The following is a 22,258-nucleotide window of genomic DNA, read 5'->3' as shown; positions in this document are numbered from 1 at the left end:
AAGTAATATATAGAATTAATCTAGTCGAGTATAGTATTTTCATGTAAAATAAAGAAGAGTTTAGAGAGTTAGAGGAGTTTGAAGAGATGAGTGAAAAAAAGAGTCAGTGGTCTAGTAAACTAGGCTTTATTTTAGCATCGGCAGGAGCTGCAATCGGGCTAGGGGCAATATGGAAGCTGCCGTATGTTACTGGACAAAGTGGTGGAGGAGCGTTCTTCCTAATTTTTGTTCTATTTACATTGTTGATTGGTTTACCGATGTTATTATCAGAATATATTTTAGGTCGTGGTACTCAGTCTGAGGCTGTGACTGCATATAAAAAAATTGCACCGACGAAAACAGGCTGGGCTTGGGTTGGTCGTATGGGTGTGCTCGGTTGTTTTTTATTATTAACTTTTTACAGTGTTGTAGGAGGTTGGATTTTTATATATAGTGGCCTTGGTGTGACTGGGGCTGTTATTGATCCTGCCAATGACCCTAGTGAGCTATTTGGAAAAATTGTAGGGACACCGTGGATTACATTAGTAGGTTTAGGATTGTTTACGCTAGTAAATGTACTAGTCATTTCACTTGGTGTGCAAAATGGTATAGAGAAGGCCAATAAGTGGATGATGCCTTTATTATTTATTATGTTTATTGTGCTTGTTGTGCGGGCTTTAACATTAGATGGAGCAATGGAGGGGGTTAAATTCTTCTTGTGGCCTGACTTTTCTAATATAACTGGTAAGGCTATATTAGAAGCGTTAGGGCAGTCCTTCTTTGGCTTAGCGGTAGGATTTTCTTGTCTTGTGACATACAGCTCATATTTAAAGAAGGATGTAAGCTTACCGAATTCTGCGGGCTCTGTTGTTCTTCTCACTGTGCTTGTATCGTTTTTAGCAGGATTAGCCATTTTCCCTGTTGTATTTGCTTTTGATTTAGAACCGGCATCTGGACCAGGCTTATTATTTACGGTTCTGCCAACAGCATTTAGTCAAATGCCATTTGGAGAAATATTCTTAGCGATGTTTTTATTATTATTTTTATTTGCAACGCTAACTTCTTCCTTCAGTTTATATGAAATTATCGTAGCGGCATTTATTGAGAAAGGGCGTATGTCTCGTTCTGCGTTGACAATGCTACTAGGTGTAGTAGTCTTTATTGCGGCGATTCCTGCAGCGCTTTCATCAAGTACATTAGCGGACGTATCAATCTTTGGGAAAACAATTTTTGATGCAACCGACTTTTTAGTTTCTAATTTAATGCTTCCGTTGGGTAACTTATTGATTGCTATCTTTATTGCGTATGTAGTTGATAAAGAATTTGTGAAGAAAGAATTGTTAATAGGAAGTAAGTTGGGGCAGGGTTTCTATTCAACATATCGTCTTTTGATGTTAATAGTGGTACCCACTGTGATTATCGTTGTGTTTGTAAATATGCTATTACAATATTAAAGAGAGTAGGTTGCAATCTTTTTTACAGAATGCAACCTTCTTTTTTATCTTCAATCAGCAAATGTGTTGGTAGCGAAAGCGAAGCGTCAGCTACAGCAGATTCCGACCTCTGAAGGTAGTGATAAAGCCTGGACGTAATTACATCCAGGCGAAATTGATAATGATGGGGGCAGCAATAGGGTTAATATTCGCTGAGCGAGAGCTCGCCTAACCAGCCTTCTTTCATGATTTGTCTTGCTTGCTCTTCGCTTTCAGTAAGAGGGAATACTTTATCGACTTGCGAAATAGCAAACAAGTTGCGAATGAAATTATCGACGACAATAATGGCGATTTTCTTTTCTTTTACAGCTACTTTCTTTGCGAAATTGACGATCATGCCAAAGCCGGTACTATCAATATTTGTAACCTTTTGCATATCGATAATGTATCCATGCTTTGTTTCCAAGCTTAACGATTGAAGCTCTTTTTTTAACTCTTCAATCATCCCGTATTCTAAATCGCCAGTAAACGCAATCAAAATATAATCAGCCCTTGTGTCAATATCCATCGCGATTTTCTTCTGATTCATACTATAGCGCCTCCATTTTCTTTTTCATGTTAGGGAATTCTAAATCTATAGAAATTAAAACTTGAATTTATTGACTTCATTTTGTAATTTATCAGCAATTGATGCTAATTCATCTGAACTTTGCGTAATTTCTGCAACGGTTGCATATTGTTCTTCTGATGTTGCGGCTATTTCTTCTGTTGCTGCTGCAGAGTCTTCAATGATACGGGAAATATCTTGAATAGCTTGTTGAACACTTAAGGAGTTGTTGTTTACATGCGTAAATGCAGCTTTCATTTGCTCAACGCCTTTTTCTGTTTCTTCGACTTTTTCAACAATTTCCTTTAAAGCTGTTCCTCCTTTATTGATAATTATTACTTGCTCCTCTACTGCTAGCAGATTGCTTTCCATTGTGCGAACGGTCACAGAGGTTTCAGCCTGAATATCATTAATGAGATTTGTAATTTGTCCTGATGCTAAACTTGATTGTTCAGCTAGCTGGCGTACCTCTGATGCAACAACTGCAAACCCTTTTCCTTGCTCACCTGCTCGTGCTGCTTCGATGGCTGCATTGAGGGCAAGTAGATTTGTTTGCTCAGCAATACCGGTAATAACAGTAATAATGCCACCGATTTCCTCGGAGCGTTTACCGAGTTTTTGGATAGAATCTGTCGCGTAAGACACTGTTTGTGTGACGTCGCTTAAATGTTTGATAGCCTCATTAATAGCCTCTTCACCTTTACGTGCAATATGGGTCGATTCTGTAGCACTATTTAACGTGTTCTCGGCCTTTTGTAAACTACTTGATACTTCTTCAATCGTTTTTTGCATCATTGACACTATTTGTTCAGCCTGATCAGATTGAGTCGTAGTGCCAACGGCGATTTCGTTCATCGTAAGTGCAATTTGGTTAGAAGCCTCACTTGTTTGGTGTGATGACTCTGCTAATGAATGCGATGAGTTAGTTATTTGGTTGGCGCTACTAGCTACGATTGTCATCGTCTCCGTTAAGTGATTTTTCATATCACTGAAGGCGTTTGCTAAAACAGCAATCTCATCTTTACCTTTAGGGTTTAATAACTTTACATTTAAATTTAAATCTGCTAAATCTTTGGCATTTGTACTTAAAATATTAATGGGTGTGATGATTTGTCGCTGTAAAAACCAACTAATCCCAACAATCATTAAAATGGCAATTCCTAAGGAGACCGCTACATTTTCAAGTGCAGACTTTGTAGCAATATTTATATATGGAGCGGTAGGTACAGCTGTTGCCCATACGCCAATAACATCTCCTTGGCTGTTTAAAATGGGGTCGTAGGCTCCTTGATGCATACTACCTAGGACGTTTGCTGATCCGATAAAACGTTTTTTTTCTCCTAACACAACTTTCGCAACTTCGTCAGAAACCTTTGTATTTAATGCGCGTTCGCCATTCTCGACTATATTTGTACTAATGCGAGTATTGTTTTGGAAGATCGAGACGACGTTTCCGTTTGTTAGCTCTCCAACTTTATCAGCGACGTCAAAATTGTCTACCATTTTGACGTCGCCTTTATACAATTGATTGTTTTTAATGGACCATTCTCCAGGGAATTTAGCATCTAAATATTCATAGCCCAGTTGAATATCTGATAAAAGCTTTGTATTTGCGCTTTCTAAAAGATTTTTTTTGGCAACATAAAAATTAATTCCAGCTAAAAGTGTTGTAAGTAACAAAATACACCCGAATATTAACAGGCTCATTTTCTTTCGGATTGACAGCTTCATGAAAACTCCTCCAATTTTACGTTTACTTTATACATGAATCTTTTTTGAAATACCAACTAAAAATTTTGTTGCAGATATATTTTCAAACCAAATATGGTCGACCATATTTTTTACAAAAAATAAACCTCGCCCACGATCTGAATAATCGAGTTCGTTTAAATCAAATTGTAGGGCCTTATCCCAATCCTTTTCAGCGATCCCTTTTGCTTCATCGGTAACCGTTATTTTTATTTCTTCATGAGAGTGGGATACATGTACTTGCATTACCTTTTTGGAGTATGGTTCAAGCTTTTCCATAGCTTCTACAGCATTTATAACTAATTCGTGTACGACAAATCGTATTTCTCTTTTAAAAGGTAGATTATATATATTTGTATAATTCTCCATAACTTGATCTACATAAGCTATAGCTTGTGTATCAGGATTTACATTGAGTATGAATTCCATCATCAATCACCGACCCTGTAATGTAATTGTTATTGAAACTACTGTTATATCATCGCTGTAATCATTGTCGAATAAGTCGTATTTTTGAGAAAATTTTCGCAAGGCATAGCTATTATCTTGTGAAGCGTATGAATGGAAAAAGTCCATATCAACGACTTGTTGCTCATTTATTGTCAATAATCCATCCGTATAAAGTATTAGGCGATGCCATCCGGATAAAGGTATCGTTTTTTTATTGATATGAATAGTTGGGAATAACCCTAGAATAGGTGTATTTGCTGGAAGGAACACCGTTTCTCCGTATTTTCCAAATAAGAAACCAGATGGATGAGCCGCATTAACATAGTGTGCAGTTCCGTTTTTCGTATCAATGAGTATGTAGATAGCTGTCATTAAAAAACGGTCCATATCTTCATCAGAAAATAACTCGTAAATTTGGCGATTAAGTTCTCGAATTACTAAAACTGGATCAATTAATTTCGTAATTATTCCTTTTAACAAAGATCTAATGGACATTGTAACGAGTGATGCGGCAATTCCATGCCCCATTGCATCGTAAAGAAGAATGGCAGTTAGATGTTCGTTAATCTTAAACCAACAATACATGTCGCCTCCTAATGTATTGGATGTAACATAAAGTCCATCGATCTGAATATGCTCCAGATTCAATGGGGGGGATAGTGCATTTTTTTGGAACTTCTTCGCGACAATTAAATCTTTTTGAATAATACTTTCTTGCTGCTTTCGGAGCTTTGTTTCCTTTTGATATTTAAGGGCCACCTGAATCCGAGTTTTAAATTGAGTGAAATCAAATGGTTTTAAAATAAAATCGAAAATCCCGGCTTCAAAAACCCTATCAATTGTAATGCTTTTTTCGTAAGTAGTAGAAAGAAGGATAGGGGTATCAACCCAGTTTTTTAGTTCGCCAATTTGTTGACAAATATTCTCGCAATTTTTAAGCGTCATTTTTGCATCGAGAATAATTAATTCCAGCTCTTCTTTCAAAGAATCTGATAAATAATTCATTGCTGCGTCAGTTGTTGTGAAGCAATGAATATTATTGATGTCGATACGATGAAAATATTTTTGCAGACGCAACGCATCATTACTTACGTTGCCAATAATTAATACTGACATGCTTCCTACATTCACCGCCTTATGTATCTTTAACAGAAGATAAAGCCTCGGACGAAATTACGCCAAGGCAAAATTGATATAATAATTTCCGACTATTATATATACGCCATATTTACTTATCTAATGAATAATATAGAAATTCTAATTTGCTATAAATTTACCAATAAATATGATATTATACAAGACTAATGTGATATAAAATATGGAAAAAAAGTTCTTGCTTCAAGCAATAAAGTCAAAATTTTTTTAACAAAAGCGCTTTATTATAAGTCTAAAGACACCTTTAAATGATATTCAGAGAGGGGACTCTATCCATCTGAAAAAAAGATAAATATATTCGATAAAATGCATGTAACAAAACCTTACATAGATATTGTGTTTTACATCCTTTTAATGTATTTTAAAAACAGTTATAAAAATCTGTGTTAATTAAAATTACATTGGAGTGGTGAAAAATGAAATGTTATACAAAAGAGGATATTAAACTTCGTGTTAAGGAAGAAAATGTGAAATTTATTCGCCTACAATTTACTGATATATTAGGAACAATAAAAAACGTTGAAGTACCAGTTAGCCAATTAGAAAAAGCATTGGACAATAAAATTATGTTCGATGGTTCATCAATTGAAGGTTTTGTACGTATTGAAGAATCAGATATGTATTTGCGTCCTGACCGTGATACATTCGTCATTTTTCCGTGGACTGCGGAGAAAGGCAAAGTGGCCCGTGTTATTTGTGATATTGTTAGACCAGATGGTACACCGTTTGAAGGCGATCCCCGTTCCAATCTGAAGAGAGTTTTAAAGGAGATGGAGGAGTTAGGTTTTAGCTCATTTAATTTAGGACCAGAGCCAGAGTTTTTCTTATTTAAGCTAGATGAAAAAGGGCATCCAACGCTTGAGTTAAATGATAGTGGTGGATACTTCGACTTAGCCCCAACTGACTTAGGGGAGAACTGTCGACGTGATATCGTATTAGAGTTAGAAGAAATGGGCTTTGAAATTGAGGCATCACACCATGAGGTTGCACCTGGTCAACATGAAATCGACTTTAAATATGCAAATGCTATCGAAGCATGTGATAATATTCAAACGTTTAAGCTTGTTGTAAAAACGATAGCTGCACAGCATGGACTGCATGCAACCTTTATGCCAAAGCCACTATTCGGTGTTAACGGTTCTGGTATGCATTTCAACTTATCATTATTTGAAGGGGATAACAATGCGTTTTATGATGAACGTGCAGAATTGCAATTGAGCCAAACAGCGCGTAGCTTTATGGCAGGGATACTAAAACATGTACACGGCTTTACAGCTATCACAAACCCACTTGTTAATTCCTATAAACGATTAGTGCCGGGCTATGAGGCTCCTTGCTATGTAGCATGGTCTGCACAAAACCGATCACCACTTATTCGAATTCCAGCTGCAAGAGGATTATCAACACGTATCGAGCTTCGTTCCGTCGATCCGGCAGCAAACCCTTATTTAGCAATGGCTGTTATTTTAGCATCTGGGCTCGATGGAATTCGCAAAAATCTCACACCACCGGATGCAGTAGATCGAAATATTTATAAAATGTCACGAGCTGAACGTGAATTGAATGGTATCGACAGTCTCCCATCGTCATTGGAATACGCACTCCTTGAACTTGAAATGGATCATATCATACGCGAAGCACTTGGGGACCATATCTTTGAAAAATTCACTGCTGCAAAAGAAATAGAATGGAATAAATACCGCACGCGTGTCCATAACTGGGAGCGGGAAGAATATTTAAGAATGTATTAGAGGGGAGTGTTGGGGCTTGGTGCTCCAACACTTTTTTGATCTAAAATGTCTTTCAAATTTTATAAAGAAGAAGGCCATCCCAATCTTTCCTTGATAGGGATAGCCCTTTTTAGTTAGTTAGCTTACTTTGGATAACTAAATTATATTTTCCATTTGGAAGTTCTTGATCATGGATATAAACACCATTTTCAGCTGAAAATCTATAAAAGTTAGGTATTTCTAACCAGCCATCCTCAACTAATAGATGATCCTTTATCATAAATTTTTTATAGTACTCATTTTCATTGAAATATAAAAATATTTGATCATTAAAATCAGTGTTAAGATCACTTACACTATCAATATCCGAAACAACTTCTTGCGTATGATTTGTCGAAGCGTCATAAAAAATTAGCTTACCATCACCAGTTGAAGGTTCAGAAGGGTCGTCAAATGTTAGGTAAACCCATTGTCGATCATTTAGTAGTCTTGCCCTATCAATAAATTCATATGAACTCTTAAATTCTTTTATTTCTTTACTTTTTACATCATATAAATAGAGGTATCCAAAATGATCTTTTTCATCAGTAAATAATATTTTTCCATCCTTTGCAGACAAAGACATATTTCTGAATGTAAAGCTATTTGAATTAATTATACTTATAGTTTCGTCTGTTTTGAGATTCTTAAGCATAACTTCCGCTTTTTCACTTTTTCTGTCCTTTTTAATCCAAGTAGCGTAGTCTCCGATCAGTATGGGGAAATAATTAATAACATTTTCTTCATTTTCTTTTGTTAATGGTTGAATTTCTTGCGTCTTTAAATTCATAAAATATGGATTCAGATACCCTCCGTTTTCATCGGTATCTACCCACAATAACCAATTATCATTTAATTCTATCCCTTGAACTGACGGTAATTTAAATTTACTGTTAAAAATGGTTGTGCATTTTTGAGTCTTGCGATTGTATTGAACAATTTTATTATCAAGAGAAGGACTCTCTTGATCTACGCTCATATAAATATAGTCAGCATTACCCTTATATGAGGTGATATCAGTAAAAGGTACGTCTACTGTTTTATTAAAATCTTTATCGATTATTTGATAATAATTTGAACTTTGCGGTTTAATTAAAGATCTATTTGACAGTACACCATTATATACGGCTTTAAAAACAATGAATAGGAATATAGCTGCACACGATAGTATTATTGTTCGCTCTATTATTTTCAAGTGAATCTCTCCATTTGAACTACGATATTTTTATAGGCTACGTTAATGTTTAATGTTGTTTTTTAAAATGAATTTTAGGGAAAGGGCTTCTCAATCATATTTCAACTTCATGTAGTTCATAAATGCCGCTATATGGATAAATATTTTGCATAATCTTCGAACTGAGATAAATAATTCTTTAAATTATTACCCACTTCATTCAAATCACCATATATATTTTGGTCTGCTAAATAAAAAGCATCCGACAAGTAATTCATTTCAACCTCTATCCACTCATTACTTTCTTCTAACTGTAAATGGTCACTTAATCGGAATAACATTGAAAAAACGTCTGATACGTTGTTGATTGAAAGAAAATATTCGTTCAGCAGTCCGAGTAATATCTTAGAAGGAAGGTCGTCATTATTTAAACCTCCATTGAACAATTTTAATTTCGAACAGACATCAATGGGTTTTTCCTGTGAAGACAATGATATTTCAATTACTTCATACGGTGGATTATCAAGGCGTTCAATAACATTATCAGCCCATTTAATCACATCTGAACAGTATAAAGACCTATTAAAATCTCCGCCGTTACATTTATATCCATACTAAAACTCCTATCTTTAGCAGAACCAGCTAAAAATTAAATATGGACAGACGAAGACTTTCAATGGTATCTGTCATTTCGAACAAAAAAGATGTAAACAAGAACTCTTTAATATTGTGTTTTGTACTTTCGTTACTACGATATCGACAAATAAGAACCAAGTAAGATAATTATCAAGATACTTAGTTGCAACACCTTTAAAACGAACTTGAGGGATTCATCTTAATGCTGATCCTAAGAAGTTGCTCAGCTTCGCTCCAATCATCTCATGTTTAAAAAGGAATTTGAAGCATATATTACCGAATATTCCGTATAATATTCTCGTGGTCTATCTACTCCTATTGCGTTCCCAGCTACTACCGAAAATATTTTGTGACAAATACTTCCTTTTAAACTATGATTAGAAGAAAAGGGTGAAAATGTATGACGCAAGCAACTCAAGTAGTAACGATTCAAAATAATGATATTGTACAATTTGAACATGATATTAATAACGCTTTATTAGATTTAAGCGAGTATTTAATAGTTGATATTAAATACAATACGTTATATATAGGGGAACATACAGTTATACATTCAGCTTTAATTATTTATAAATGATTGATCCAGAGGGGGAAATAACTTGTCGAAAATATATTGGGTATCCATTGCTAAAAGAACAGATGAATTTGAAGTGGAGCAGAATGTCATTGAAAAAATATTTGCGAAGAAATCGGAGCTAAAGGATTTTCTAGAACAAGAAGGCTATTGTAAGGCAGCGAGAAATCAATATATTAAAATCGGTGATAAATTGATATACGAAGCGGCCGTTGAAAAGGTAAAAATGAAGTAATATTTTAAGAGTTTACCCGCGGAAGAGAGGTTTATTGAAAAAATGATAAAAGAAATTGTCTATCTTCAGGGAAGGATAATGTTAAATCGAGTAATTCATCTTTTGATTTCCACGCAATTTCATAAATCAATTCATCGGGATCATGTATCATCATTTGTCCACCAGTAATGATCGTCTCAAAATAACGAACTTCCACTGCATCATTATTTTTTTGTAACACTTCTCTGATGATGTCTACTACATATCCTGTTTCTTCATACACTTCACGAATACAACATACCTCGAAATTTTCAGTATCTTCTTTTCCGCCAGATGGTACTGCCCATGTTTTTGCCTCTTCTTTAGTACCTTGTAAAACCATCAATAATTGATTATCTTCATTTAAACAAATTCCTGCAGCTCCTTGCCATTTAACCAATATCAATACCTCCAATCTAATTCTGTTATTTAATACTAATTTTAACCTATAGTATCTAAAAGTTGAGATGAAATTTATTAATAACTATGTAAATAGGTTGATTGTAGTGGAGGCTGGGCGACTCTTCGGGGATCAGCAATAGAGGAACGAAGGCTAAAAGCATCACATCCTGTGATAACGCCGTCGTGACCAACATCGGTGCTGTTGCTGTCGCTTCGTTGCACTACGCTTTCGCACAGAATGAAACCCTTTTGCTGACGCTGCGTTAGCACTACGCTTTCGCGCAAAAAACATCTGTTGGCCCGAGACCCTGCAGCGAAGCGGATGTTTTCTGTGCGAAAGCGAAGCGGCAGCAACAAAGCGCACAGTCGGAACGGAAATCAATCCCACGCTATAGTGATGTGCCAATAAAAATAAAGCTTTCATTTTAACCAGTCCAAAGTTAGCATAAAAAGACAGGAATAACTAATTCTGATGTTTTAAGCTATAAACAAGGAGTGAGAGCAATTGAGTTGGATTGAGTCGATTCAAAAAGCAATAAATTATATCGAAGAGCATTTATTAGATGACATCACAATGGAGCAAATTGCACGAGAGGTAAATTCTTCGGTCTTTCATTTTCAACGGACTTTTTCGATTTTAACGGATATGTCTATTGCAGATTATATAAGACGAAGAAGGTTAACTTTAGCTGCACAGGAATTAATAAATACAGAGCAAAAAGTAATCGATCTCGCCTACAAATATGGCTACGACTCTCCTGAAGCTTTCACCAAGGCATTTCGTAAGCAGCACCACGTAACGCCTAGTGAAACAAGAAAGAAGCAAGGACAACTACAATCATACAATCGCCTAATTATCCAGGTGAGCCTGAAGGGAGCAGAACCAATGAAGTATAAAATCGTAGAAAAAGAAGAGTTTCAAGTGGTAGGAGTGAAAAGAACGTTTAATTATCAAAATGGTGAGAATTTGCGAGAAATCCCGAAGTTTTGGGATGAAATTAACAGCAAGGGGATAGATCATCAATTATTTGCATTAAATAATGGAGAGATTAAAGGGGTGCTTGGCGTCTGTGCACCAAATGCCAGCGAACAAAATGGTTTTATTGATTATTGGATTGCAACGGATCATATTGGGGATGTTCCAGAAGAACTGAAAGCAATGGAAGTACCAGCATCAAAATGGGTTGTGTTTGAAGTACACGGTCCAATGCCGGATGCTATGCAAAAAACTTGGAAACAAATTTACTCTGAATGGTTCCCATCCAACCCGTACGAGCCTACTGGGACAGCTGAGCTGGAAGTGTACTCGGACGAAGATCCATTTAGTCCCGACCTTTATTCTGAAATTTGGATTCCGATTCAATAAAGATAAAATGGAATTGGTAAACAATTCGTTTGCCAATTCCATTTTTGTAGTGAGGATGCTTTATATAGTGTAGTCCAACATAAACACTGCATCTCATAACTAAAATATATCATTATGTCATTACATAATAACATTGATATATTTTAACTTAGTGCTATAATGAACCAGAAGTAAGTTCTGAATTTTCTAAAGTATATAATTTTTCAACGATTTTTCATTATTAATTATATATAGAGGAGAGCTATATACACATATCTTTACTATAAAAAAGCTAGATATTGTAAGAGAAAAAAGCTTGAAAAATTTTTAGTGAGATTAGTTAATGTTGAGCCTTCTCTTTATTGATGATGAAAATATATCATTTACATTTGGTTTATATAAATAAAGTCCGATTTGTATTGTAATCAATTATGTCTCAGTTAATGTGTTTGTACAGATTTTCCCTTCGCTCATGCAGGAAATCCTTTTTAAAATCTGTGACGTTTAATAGAGGATTTATCTTGATTATTAACTAAGCATATATGTAAATATTTCAAAATACTTTGCTTTTAACTAGAACATTTATAAAATAATCTTATGGAAAGTTCTATATAGTAAGGAACTTTACTGACTAAAAAACGGGCTTATTTATTTTAAATAGCTGCATGTTGGAGGTTTAACTATGGCTCATCAATTAGATAAATCAGTACCAATTCCTTTGTATTATCAATTAAAGGAATTGATTTTAAACGATATTAAAAATGGAACATTAAAAGTAGGTGATGCGATACCAATAGAAAAAGAATTAAGTGCTATTTATGGCATTAGTCGAACAACTGTACGTCAAGCAGTAGCTGAACTCGTTCAAGAAGGATGGTTATACAGAGTAAAAAGTAAAGGAACATTTGTAAAAGCGCCAAAAATTGAACAAAGCTTTATTCAAGCACTTGGTTCATTTAATGATCAAATAAGAGACCTTGGTATGTCACCAAGCACGGAAGTAGTGGAATTAGAAGTAATAGATATACCTGGATTTGTATCAGATAAATTAAATATTCCATTAGGCTCAAAAGTTATTTATTTACATCGAAGAAGATTTGCAGATAATGAGCCAATTGTGATGGTTAAAACGTACCTTCCATATGATAAATGTAAATTTGTGCTCGAAAAGGATTTTGTAAAAGAATCTTTGTATCCTATCTTAGGTGAATCTATAGAAACACAAATAAGTAAAATTAGACGTTATATCGAAGCAGTTGAATCGGAAAAATACGATTTTGACTATTTAAATATGGAAAAAGGTAAGGCGATCCAAAAATTTATTTCCATTGGATTTAACTATCGAGATGAACCAATTGAATATTCCATTGCACGATATAGAGGAGATAAAAATAGTTTTGAAATAATAATTACAACTACTTAAATAGGGGGAGCAGAAAAGTGGAAAGATATATTTTAGCACATGATCTTGGTACTTCTGGAAATAAGGCAGCGTTATTTCATGAATCAGGAAGATTAATAGATAGTTATATTTCTTCGTATCCCACTCACTATTTTAATGAAAATTGGGTAGAACAAAACCCAAATGATTGGTGGGATGCGGTTTGTTCATCTACTTTGAATATCCTTAAAAACTCAAATATTGACCCAAAACAAATAGAAGTAGTGAGTTTTAGTGGTCAAATGATGGGGTGTTTAGTAGTAGACAAAAATGGAGAGCCATTACGCCCATCTATTATTTGGGCTGATCAACGAGCAGTTAAGCAATCAATTGAATTAGGGAAAACCATTTCTCAAAAAGAGTTTTATCAGATTGTTGGTCATCGTAATACACCTTCTTATGGTATACAAAAATTAATGTGGATACGGGATAATGAACCTGAAATTTATAAAAAAGCTCATAAGACTCTAAATGCTAAAGATTATATTGTATTTAAATTAACAGGAAAATTTGTCACTGACTACTCGGATGGAAATAGTATGGGATGCTTCGATTTGAAAACGTTTACATGGTCTAAACATATTATCGAGGCGAGTGGCATTGATCTATCGAAATTACCGGACTTAAAGCCATCTACTTATCAAGCGGGTGTAATTTTACCGGATGCAGCAAAAGAAACTGGTCTTGCTGAAGGAACAAAAGTTGTCATTGGTGCTGGGGATGGTGTGACAGCTAGTATCGGTGCGGGATCTGTTAGGGAAGGAAAGACGTATTGTTCTCTTGGTACATCTGCATGGGTTACTACGACTTCTAAAAAACCTATTTTTGATCCAGAAATGCGCATTGTAACATGGGCACATGCTATTCCAGGATATTATGCGCCTAACGGTACAATGCAATATGCAGGTGGTTCGTTCAACTGGATGAAGAATACACTTTGTCAAGTTGAAATACAAACTGCTGAGCAAACAAGTAGTTCACCATATGATTTAATAAATAAAAAGATTGAAAAGGCGTCGCCTGGTTCGAGAGGTGTTCTATTTTTACCGTATCTTTTGGGGGAGCGAGCTCCCCGCTGGGACACCGTTTCTAAGGGAAGTTACTTAGGGATTAAATCAGATACCACCTATGAAGAAATGCTAAGAAGTGTTGTAGAAGGTGTTACCTATAACTTGGGGATTATTTTTGACATTTTAAAGGAGCATATCGACATTGATGAACTGATTGTGATTGGTGGTGTTGCTAAAAGTAGGGTTTGGTGCCAAATTATTGCGGATGTATTTCAGTTACCTGTCCATATCCCTAATTATTTAGATGAGGCTGGATCTATGGGTGCGGCAATTATAGGCGGTGTGGGCGCAGGTATTTATGATAGTTTTGATGTAATTGGAAATTTCTTGCATATTCAAGATTCACAACAGCCTAATCCACAGTTGGTCGAAATGTATCAACTTGCTAAAAGACAATTCGATGACTTTTACTTTGCTCTACAAAAGGTATATGAAAAATATAAAACTGTATATTAGTTTAATAATGAAGGAATAAGTAGCTAAGTAATCATAAACTGAAATTTATGCATCTTTAATATTCTGAATGTTATGACTTTAGGTCTGTGATATAGGCGATATTGATTTGAATAAGGTAGACGAAAAATGGGAGGGATGGATGTGCAAATATTGAATGAGTTATTTTCATTAAAAGGAAAGACCGTTTTAATCACAGGAGGAGCTCGTGGCATTGGCAAGACTGTTGGAGAAAGCTTAGCTGAAGCGGGGGCTAATGTAGTTATTTTTGATATCAATGGTGAACAGGCAGAAGTGACAGCAAAAGAAATTGCAGAGAAAACAGGGAGAAGGACATTTTCTCAGGAAGTAGACGTTACAGATTATCAAGAAATTAAAAAGGCATTAGAACGTTCGATTCATGAAATGGGTAAAATTGAGTTACTTTTTAATAACGCAGGAATTGTTATTCAAAAGCCAGTAATTGAGTCAACACCAGAAGAATGGAACCGCGTCATAGATGTAAATCTAAATGGGGTTTATTATGTCGCTCAATTATTTGGTAAGTATTTAGTAGAAAATCAAATCAAAGGTGCTATTGTAAATACAGCATCAATGTCAGGTATTATTGTTAATTATCCACAATTACAGGCATCATACAATACATCGAAGGCGGGTGTTACACATTTAACAAAATCATTAGCTTATGAATGGGCTAAGTACGGAATTCGAGTAAATTGTATGAGTCCAGGATATATGTTTACGGAGCTTACAGCGTTTGTTCGAGAGGATTGGCGAGAACAATGGGCTACATTGACACCAATGAAACGTCTGGGTGACCCAGCAGAATTAGTCGGGGCAGTTATTTATTTATTATCAGATGCAGCATCTTTTACTACTGGAAGCGAGCTTGTAATAGATGGAGGATTTACGATTATTTAAGGTTTGAAAACTAAATATACTGAATAATTAAAAAATATAGTTGTAAACGCTTCCTTTAGATAGTATAGTATGTCTTATTAAGTTGTAATGTCATGACATAGTGATATTACGATAAATTCAAATATAAGGAGGAAAAACAATGAGAGTAAAAAAGTTTATGTTGTTTCTAGCATTATTTGCAGTGATGCTTATCACGGCGGCATGTAGTAGGGATTCAAATTCAGCAGAAGATGGAAAAAGTGATGACACATTTAAAGTAGGTTTTGCTATAAAAACGCAAGATTCACCATATTTTGTATCTCTTGTAGAAGCTGTTAAAGAATATGCAAAAGCTGAAGGATGGAAAGTAACTGTACTTGATGCGAATGGTGATTCAACAAAAGAAGCCGAAAACATGGAAACATTTATTTCACAAGGTATGGATTTAATTTTCCTAGACGCAACTGAACCAGATGCAGTAGTACCAAGTATTAATAAAGCAGCTGAAGCTGGTATCCCTGTTATTAACTTAGATAGTGGTGTGGCAGAGGAAGCGAATAATGTAACGACTGTTTACTCTGACAATAAGCAAAATGGTAGATTAGTAGGTTTAGCCTATGCTGAGAAAATGGGCGATGCAGAAATTATTTCAATCATTTTAAGTGGAGCAAAAGGAAATGTAGCAGGTATGGAGCGTCGAACAGGTTTATTTGCTGGTATTTTAGAAGGTAAATTAGGTGTGTCAGAAGACGAGGCTTGGAAATTAGCAAACGAAATGGATGCACAACTTGCTTCAAGTGGTAAAGCTTCAAATGCAGATGCAAAATTTTCTGTAGTTGGTCAAGGATGGGGTGCTTGGACTCGTGAAGCAGGTTTAACTGCTGGGGAGGACCTTATTACAGCAAATCCAAATATTACGACTATATTAGGTGAAAACGATCATATGCTATTTGGTGCTATGACAGCCCTTGAAAATGCTAATAAATCAAATGTAGACATTGTAGCAGCAGCAGACGGTGCTATCGAAGCCTACGATTTAATTAAGGAAGGTAAATATTTCGCAACTGGTGAAAACAGTCCATTCAAGGTAGCTAAATTAGGTGTAGAAATTGCTAAAGAAATTTTAGTGGATGGCAAAGATCAAAAAAGCTATGAAGAAATTACGTTGACTCAACCAGCAGCAGTTACAAAAGATAATGTAGATGAATATTACGAGTTTGGTTTCTAAAAAGTTTCATATAAAGAATCTCTACTTTCTAAAGGTAAGAGTGGGGATTCTATATACATATAATTTATTTAGCTTATAAGTAAGTTGAAGAATAAGGAAGGAGTGTAAGCAAATTGGATTTTAAATACATCATCGAAATGAATCATATATCAAAATACTTTGGTGGTATTCAAGCACTGAATGATGTGCAATTAAAGCTGCAAAAAGGAGAAATACATGCTCTTATTGGTGAAAATGGAGCAGGGAAATCCACACTGATGAAAATATTGGCTGGAGCTTATGCAAAAGATACAGGTACGATTGTTATTGATGGTCTAGAAGCAAAAACAGCAACACCGAAAGCAATGATTGATATGGGAGTTTCGGTTATTTACCAAGAATTTATGCTTGCTCCCGATTTAACAGTTGCCGAGAATATTTATATTGATAAATTAAGCAACAGCGGTATTTTTATAAATTGGAAAAAAATGAGGAAAAATGCACAAAAAGAGTTAGATAAAATTGGGTTTGGTCATATTGATCCGAATACAAAGGTTGGAGAATTAAGTGTAGCCTATCAACAAATTATTGAAATTTGTAAATGTCTTGCGAAAAATTCTAAGATACTTGTATTTGATGAACCTACAGCAGTACTTACTCATTCTGAAACCCAAAAATTATTGGAATTAATCAAAAAATTGCAGGCACAAGGCGTAACAATTGTATATATTTCACATCGTCTTGAGGAACTATTTGCTATTAGCGATAAAATTACTGTATTAAAGGATGGAAAATATATTGATACGGTAGAAACGAAATCAATTTCAAAAGAGCAACTTGTCACAATGATGGTTGGACGAGAAATTCAAACATTATTCCCTGAAAGACAAGCTACAATCGGTCAAGAAGTTCTAAGAGTTGAAAATCTAACTACAGAAGAACTTATTCATAATGTAAGTTTTTCTGTTCAAGCTGGTGAAGTAGTTGGATTTAGTGGTTTAGTTGGCTCAGGTAGAACAGAGACGATGAGAGTTATTTTTGGTGCTTCTCCAAAAAAGGAAGGAAAAATTATTTATTTTGGGAATGAAATTAATGTAAAAAGTCCTAAACAAGCCATTAAATTAGGAATTGGTCTATTACCTGAAGATCGAAAAAAACAAGGATTGTTGTTAAAACAATCTATTCGTTTAAATACAACAATGGTTTCCAGTCAATCTAATGGATGGATAGCACACTCTAAAGAAAAACAGAAAGTCGCAATGCTATTAGCTCGTATTAATACAAAGTATGGTTCAACAGAGGATCTCGCTGATAGTTTAAGTGGTGGTAATCAGCAAAAGATTGCACTTGCTAAATGGTTAGCAATTGATACGAAATTAATCATTTTGGATGAGCCAACACGTGGGGTAGACGTAGGTGCTAAAACGGAAATTTATAGGCTTATCAATGATTTGGCGGAAAAAGGAGTTGCTATTATTGTTATTTCCTCAGAAATGCCTGAAATTATAGGGCTTTGCGATCGCGCAATAGTAATGCGTGAGGGACAAATTACAGGAAGCTTAGAGAAAGAATCTTTAACAGAAAATAATTTAATTAAATTAGCGATGGGGGTTTAAGTGATGACATCTACAGCTAAGAAATTTAACTGGAAAGGATTCCTGATTAATAATAATACTTTTATTATTTTACTGTTGCTTATTATTATTAGTGCAATACTTTCTGATACATTTTTAACGACAATGAATATTCGTAATATTTTACTGCAGCAAGCAGGCCCAATACTTGTAGCAATCGGTTTGCTTTATGTTATTTTAGCTGGTGGTATTGACTTATCAGTAGGTTCTATTATGGCATTAGGGGCTACTATATCAGCACTTTTAATTACTGATATAGGATTACATTTTTCTGTATCAATTGCGATAGCAATTATAGTGGGACTCTTATTTGGGATTTTTTCTGGTGCACTTGTAGCTTATACAGGTATTCAAGGTTTTGTAGCTACCTTAGCAACAATGACAATTGCTAGAGGGGTGGCCTTTGTTATAACAGAAGGTAGACCAATAAAGGTTGAATCTGGAACAATTAATGTGTTGACGAGTAAAGATTTTCTGTATCCACTTATTTGGATAGCATTGATATTGATTGTGATATTTACACTTATTCAACGTTATACAGGTTTTGGACGCAAGATTGTAGCAATTGGCAGTAATGAAACAGCTGTTCAGTTAGCGGGTGTCCGTACAAAGGTTTATGTGATGTCAACCTATGCAATTTCTGGTGCACTTGCTGCATTAGCAGGAGTGTTTGTAGCTTCACGTACGTCTACTGGTAGTGCCACTATTGGAATGGGACAAGAACTAGATGCCATTGCAGCAGTTGTTATTGGTGGTGCAAGTTTAATGGGTGGGAAAGGCTTTGTATTAAATACAGTAGCGGGTGCTTTGATTCTGGGTCTTATTGGAAACATAATGAATTTAATGGCTGTACCGTCGTACCCTCAGGATATTATTAAAGGAATTATTATTATTGCTGCTGTACTTCTTCAAATTATGACTAGTAAAAAGGAAAGAACTATTTAGATAAAGAAGGGGGAGGTATAGTGAAAACGCTAATTGTTAATGCCGAAAGTGAGCTGTTTTTTAAAGAAGTGCCAATGCCAACGATTACTACAAAACAAGCGCTTGTTAAAATGTTAGCATGTGGTATTTGTGGTACGGACGCCACAATTATAAAGGGCGGATTTAAAGGCTTTAAGACATCATCATATCCAATTATGCTTGGGCATGAGGCAGTAGGTCGTGTGGAAAAAGTAGGAGCGGAGGTTGTTTCCTACAAAGAAGGAGACATCGTTATATTGCCTTTTGCACCAACAGTTCAACTAGATGATGGAACAATAGCTACTTCAGGCTGGGGTGCTTTTAGTGAATTTGGTGTAATCGATGACCAACAAGCATATGAAGACGATGAATGCCCAGAGGTTGCTTATGCTCAGCAAGTACTGCCTGCTAATCTTTTAATAGAAGAAGCCCCTATTTTTGTAACTTTGCGAGAAGTATATAGTACGATTCAATATTTCGACATTAATGAAGGTGCAACAGTATTAGTTTATGGTAGTGGTCCTGTGGCATTAGCATTCATTAAGTTGATGCAATTAAGTGGTATCGAATCAATTGCAGTAGTTGTTAGAAATGGGGCGAAGGAAGAACTAATGCGTAAGTCTGGTGTAGCAACCATTATTAATACTGAAAACGGATTAGTAAAAGAACAAATCCAAAAAATTTATCCGAACGGTGTTGAATATGTATTAGATGCTGTTGGGAATGAGCGAATTTTGAATGAAGGTCTTACTTTATTAAAAGACCGTGGAGAATTGCTTTGTTACGGTGTTCCTAAAGGAAGCCAACTGCATTTAGATTATGAAGAAGCTCCTGATAATTGGAAAATTAATTTCCAGCAGATACCTTATAAAAATGAAGAAGGTGCTTGTCATGAAAGAGTTCTTCAGTGGGTTGAGGAAGGAAAGTTAGTGTTACGTGATTTTTTATCGGACGTTTATTCATTTGAAAATATTATACAAGCATTTGAAGATTACTTATCTGGTAAAACAGAGCGCAAAGTAGTCATTGTGTATGGATAGAGGAGGAAATGGCATGAAAATGAAGCAAGCCATTATGACAAAGCCCGCCACAATTATATTTCAAGAAGTGGATGTCCCAGCAGTAGGAGACAATCAAGTGAAATTAGCAATCAAAAAAATTGGTGTTTGTGGATCGGATATTCATGTTTATCATGGGCAACACCCTTACACGCATTTTCCTGTTGTACAAGGTCATGAAATAGCTGCTGAAGTTGTTGAAGTAGGTACTAATGTATTCTCTGTACAAATTGGAACAAAAGTGACAGTCCAACCTCAAGTAGTTTGTGGAGAATGCTTCCCTTGTCAAAATGGCATGTACCATGTCTGTGAGGATTTAAAGGTGATGGGCTTCCAAACAACAGGACTTGCTTCTGAATATTTTGTTGTCGATGCAGATAAATTAACAGTACTTCCTGATAGCCTATCATTTGATAAAGGAGCTATGGTTGAGCCATTAGCTGTTGCTGTACACGCTGTGAAAAGGGTTCTGAATATTGGGGATAAAGATGTGTTAGTAATTGGCGGAGGACCAATTGGAAATCTTGTTGCGCAAACGGCTAAAGCATTTGGGGCAAATAAGGTCGTTGTGTCAGAGCTAAGTGAAGCAAGACTTGAAATGGCTAGAAAAGTTGGATTAGAGATAATTGATAATAAAAGTGAAGATTTACAAGAGGGCATTATTAGGCACTTTGGTATGCGAAAGGCAGATGTGATTTTTGAGTGTGTAGGTTCTTCATTGACTGTAGCAAATTCTATTAATATTGCTAGAAAAGGTAGCACAGTCGTTATTGTAGGTGTTGTGTCGAATCTTACGGAAGTAAATATGGGTTTTGTTCAGGATCGAGAGCTACAAATTTTAGGTACGGCAATGTATCAATCACAAGATTTTGATAAAGCTGTCGAGTTATTAATAAATAAAGAAGTTGAGGTTGAATCATTAATTACAAATCATGTGAAATTTGAAGATTATCTAGAGGCGTATCATATTATTGAGGACAACAAAGATAAAGTAATGAAGGTCGTTATTGATGTTGATTAATATGATTTAAGCTTCATGTAAAAGGAGAGAAGCAAATGCCGAAAATCTTAATTACGCCAAAATCATTTCAAAAATATAAAGAAAAGCCAATAGAAATGCTAACAACTATGGGCTATGAAGTAATCGAAAATACGACAGGTAAAACATTGACAGAGGAGCAATTATTGAGCTTCACAGATCAAGATGTTGTAGGGATTATTGTTGGTGTAGACCCTTTTACAGAAGAAGTATTACACAAGTTTACTAGTTTGAAGGCAATCTCAAAATATGGTGTAGGAATGGATAATATTGATTTACAGGCAGCTACAGCACTAGGGATTAAGGTGGAAAATGCAAAAGATACAAATAATATTTCGGTATGTGAATTAGCACTTGCTTTAATGTTTGAATGCGCAAGAAAGCTGTCCTCCACAATCAAAGGTGTCAAAGATTTCGGATGGGATCGTTCTATCGGAATTGAACTAACAGGCAAACATTTATTGATTGTCGGTGGCGGGAAAATAGGAAAAGAAGTTGCGAAACGTGCTAAAGGCTTAGCGATGGAAGTTACGATTTACGATCCATATATGCGAGATGAAGAATTCCTTCAAGCACATCAAATTGGTTATGCGACTGATTTTACAGAAATTATTCAGCAAGCAGATATCATTTCTTTGCATTTACCTGCGACATCTGAAACAAAGCATATTATGGATGCTGCAGTTTTTGAAAATATGAAACCGTCCGCGATGCTCATTAATACAGCACGTGGGGAATTAGTAGATGAACAAGCGCTACTAAGTGCATTAGTTCAAGGACAAATTGCTATTGCTGCTCAAGATGTTTATTCGGTCGAGCCACCAGAAGTAGGAGATGCTCTTGTTCAGCTCGATAATTTTATATTAACACCACATATTGGTGCTTATACAGAGGAAGCGGTAGAGCGTATGGCGATTGTTTCAACACAAAATATACTGAACCTGTTGAATGAGCAGGGGTGAATAGT

Annotated in this window: 21 protein-coding genes and 1 pseudogene; 14 read left to right on the top strand and 8 right to left on the bottom strand. The window is 35.4% G+C overall.

Annotation, left to right across the window (positions count from 1 at the left end; all coding sequences use genetic code 11):
* Positions 1-86 precede the first annotated feature (86 nt).
* Complete coding sequence (locus ACFXN8_RS12855) at positions 87-1,433, top strand: sodium-dependent transporter (RefSeq protein ID WP_386845538.1); 1,347 nt, start codon at positions 87-89, stop codon at positions 1,431-1,433.
* A 181-nt stretch (positions 1,434-1,614) separates the two neighbouring features.
* On the opposite strand, the gene ACFXN8_RS12850 is transcribed toward ACFXN8_RS12855, so the two are convergent.
* The 4 genes from ACFXN8_RS12850 to ACFXN8_RS12835 are packed head-to-tail and all read right to left on the bottom strand — an operon-like array spanning position 1,615 to position 5,334.
* On the bottom strand, positions 1,615-2,001 hold the full coding sequence (locus ACFXN8_RS12850) for an STAS domain-containing protein (protein ID WP_376069762.1): 387 nt from the start codon (positions 1,999-2,001) through the stop codon (positions 1,615-1,617).
* A 54-nt stretch (positions 2,002-2,055) separates the two neighbouring features.
* Positions 2,056-3,750, bottom strand: a complete 1,695-nt coding sequence (locus ACFXN8_RS12845; RefSeq protein ID WP_386845536.1) for a methyl-accepting chemotaxis protein — start codon at positions 3,748-3,750, stop codon at positions 2,056-2,058.
* A 27-nt stretch (positions 3,751-3,777) separates the two neighbouring features.
* On the bottom strand, positions 3,778-4,200 hold the full coding sequence (locus ACFXN8_RS12840) for an ATP-binding protein (RefSeq protein WP_386845534.1): 423 nt from the start codon (positions 4,198-4,200) through the stop codon (positions 3,778-3,780).
* Between the two features lie 3 nt (positions 4,201-4,203).
* Positions 4,204-5,334, bottom strand: a complete 1,131-nt coding sequence (locus tag ACFXN8_RS12835) for a SpoIIE family protein phosphatase (protein WP_386845532.1) — start codon at positions 5,332-5,334, stop codon at positions 4,204-4,206.
* A 455-nt stretch (positions 5,335-5,789) separates the two neighbouring features.
* Between ACFXN8_RS12835 and glnA the strand changes: the two genes are divergently transcribed.
* On the top strand, positions 5,790-7,124 hold the full coding sequence (gene glnA / locus ACFXN8_RS12830; protein ID WP_376069772.1) for a type I glutamate--ammonia ligase: 1,335 nt from the start codon (positions 5,790-5,792) through the stop codon (positions 7,122-7,124).
* Positions 7,125-7,233: 109 nt separating this feature from the next.
* On the opposite strand, the gene ACFXN8_RS12825 is transcribed toward glnA, so the two are convergent.
* From ACFXN8_RS12825 to ACFXN8_RS12815, 3 genes and pseudogenes are all read right to left on the bottom strand, one after another.
* On the bottom strand, positions 7,234-8,337 hold the full coding sequence (locus tag ACFXN8_RS12825) for a hypothetical protein (protein ID WP_386845530.1): 1,104 nt from the start codon (positions 8,335-8,337) through the stop codon (positions 7,234-7,236).
* 128 nt (positions 8,338-8,465) lie between these two features.
* The gene (locus tag ACFXN8_RS12820; RefSeq protein ID WP_386845528.1) at positions 8,466-8,876 is read right to left on the bottom strand and encodes a hypothetical protein; all 411 of its coding nucleotides are present in this window, start codon (positions 8,874-8,876) and stop codon (positions 8,466-8,468) included.
* 82 nt (positions 8,877-8,958) lie between these two features.
* A pseudogene (locus ACFXN8_RS12815) lies at positions 8,959-9,134 on the bottom strand (IS1595 family transposase); the annotation flags it as partial.
* Between the two features lie 218 nt (positions 9,135-9,352).
* Here ACFXN8_RS12815 and ACFXN8_RS12810 point away from each other — a divergent pair.
* Both ACFXN8_RS12810 and ACFXN8_RS12805 read left to right on the top strand, forming a co-directional pair.
* Positions 9,353-9,529, top strand: a complete 177-nt coding sequence (locus tag ACFXN8_RS12810; RefSeq protein ID WP_156304561.1) for a sporulation protein Cse60 — start codon at positions 9,353-9,355, stop codon at positions 9,527-9,529.
* 22 nt (positions 9,530-9,551) lie between these two features.
* Positions 9,552-9,761, top strand: a complete 210-nt coding sequence (locus ACFXN8_RS12805; protein ID WP_386845525.1) for a hypothetical protein — start codon at positions 9,552-9,554, stop codon at positions 9,759-9,761.
* Between the two features lie 31 nt (positions 9,762-9,792).
* Here ACFXN8_RS12805 and ACFXN8_RS12800 read toward each other — a convergent pair whose 3' ends face one another.
* On the bottom strand, positions 9,793-10,122 hold the full coding sequence (locus ACFXN8_RS12800) for an NUDIX hydrolase (RefSeq protein ID WP_376070018.1): 330 nt from the start codon (positions 10,120-10,122) through the stop codon (positions 9,793-9,795).
* A gap of 564 nt (positions 10,123-10,686) precedes the next feature.
* On the opposite strand from ACFXN8_RS12800, the gene ACFXN8_RS12795 reads away from it, so the two are divergent.
* From ACFXN8_RS12795 to ACFXN8_RS12750, 10 genes are all read left to right on the top strand, one after another.
* Positions 10,687-11,547: an AraC family transcriptional regulator gene (locus ACFXN8_RS12795; protein ID WP_386845523.1), complete on the top strand. Its 861-nt coding sequence runs from the start codon at positions 10,687-10,689 to the stop codon at positions 11,545-11,547.
* A 661-nt stretch (positions 11,548-12,208) separates the two neighbouring features.
* The gene (locus tag ACFXN8_RS12790) at positions 12,209-12,949 is read left to right on the top strand and encodes a GntR family transcriptional regulator (RefSeq protein ID WP_386845521.1); all 741 of its coding nucleotides are present in this window, start codon (positions 12,209-12,211) and stop codon (positions 12,947-12,949) included.
* A 17-nt stretch (positions 12,950-12,966) separates the two neighbouring features.
* The gene (gene xylB, locus ACFXN8_RS12785) at positions 12,967-14,493 is read left to right on the top strand and encodes a xylulokinase (protein WP_386845519.1); all 1,527 of its coding nucleotides are present in this window, start codon (positions 12,967-12,969) and stop codon (positions 14,491-14,493) included.
* A gap of 141 nt (positions 14,494-14,634) precedes the next feature.
* Positions 14,635-15,411, top strand: coding sequence for a glucose 1-dehydrogenase (locus tag ACFXN8_RS12780; protein ID WP_386845517.1), 777 nt, complete (start codon positions 14,635-14,637; stop codon positions 15,409-15,411).
* 139 nt (positions 15,412-15,550) lie between these two features.
* Positions 15,551-16,618: a substrate-binding domain-containing protein gene (locus ACFXN8_RS12775; RefSeq protein ID WP_386845515.1), complete on the top strand. Its 1,068-nt coding sequence runs from the start codon at positions 15,551-15,553 to the stop codon at positions 16,616-16,618.
* A 113-nt stretch (positions 16,619-16,731) separates the two neighbouring features.
* Complete coding sequence (locus tag ACFXN8_RS12770; RefSeq protein ID WP_386845513.1) at positions 16,732-18,213, top strand: sugar ABC transporter ATP-binding protein; 1,482 nt, start codon at positions 16,732-16,734, stop codon at positions 18,211-18,213.
* A 3-nt stretch (positions 18,214-18,216) separates the two neighbouring features.
* Positions 18,217-19,176, top strand: a complete 960-nt coding sequence (locus tag ACFXN8_RS12765; RefSeq protein WP_386845511.1) for an ABC transporter permease — start codon at positions 18,217-18,219, stop codon at positions 19,174-19,176.
* Between the two features lie 20 nt (positions 19,177-19,196).
* Complete coding sequence (locus ACFXN8_RS12760; RefSeq protein ID WP_386845509.1) at positions 19,197-20,234, top strand: zinc-dependent alcohol dehydrogenase; 1,038 nt, start codon at positions 19,197-19,199, stop codon at positions 20,232-20,234.
* A 13-nt stretch (positions 20,235-20,247) separates the two neighbouring features.
* Positions 20,248-21,273 (top strand): zinc-dependent alcohol dehydrogenase, encoded by a 1,026-nt coding sequence (locus ACFXN8_RS12755; protein ID WP_386845507.1) that lies wholly within the window; start codon positions 20,248-20,250, stop codon positions 21,271-21,273.
* A gap of 35 nt (positions 21,274-21,308) precedes the next feature.
* A complete protein-coding gene (locus ACFXN8_RS12750; protein WP_386845505.1) occupies positions 21,309-22,253 on the top strand; it encodes a phosphoglycerate dehydrogenase in 945 nt (314 codons plus the stop codon).
* Positions 22,254-22,258 lie beyond the last annotated feature (5 nt).

Origin of the sequence: Lysinibacillus sp. NPDC059133 (assembly GCF_042755925.1) — a bacterium.
In the GTDB taxonomy this organism is placed as follows: domain Bacteria; phylum Bacillota; class Bacilli; order Bacillales_A; family Planococcaceae; genus Lysinibacillus.
The sequence above is the reverse complement of the archived record's forward strand: the minus strand, read 5'-3'. Positions and strand labels throughout refer to the sequence as shown.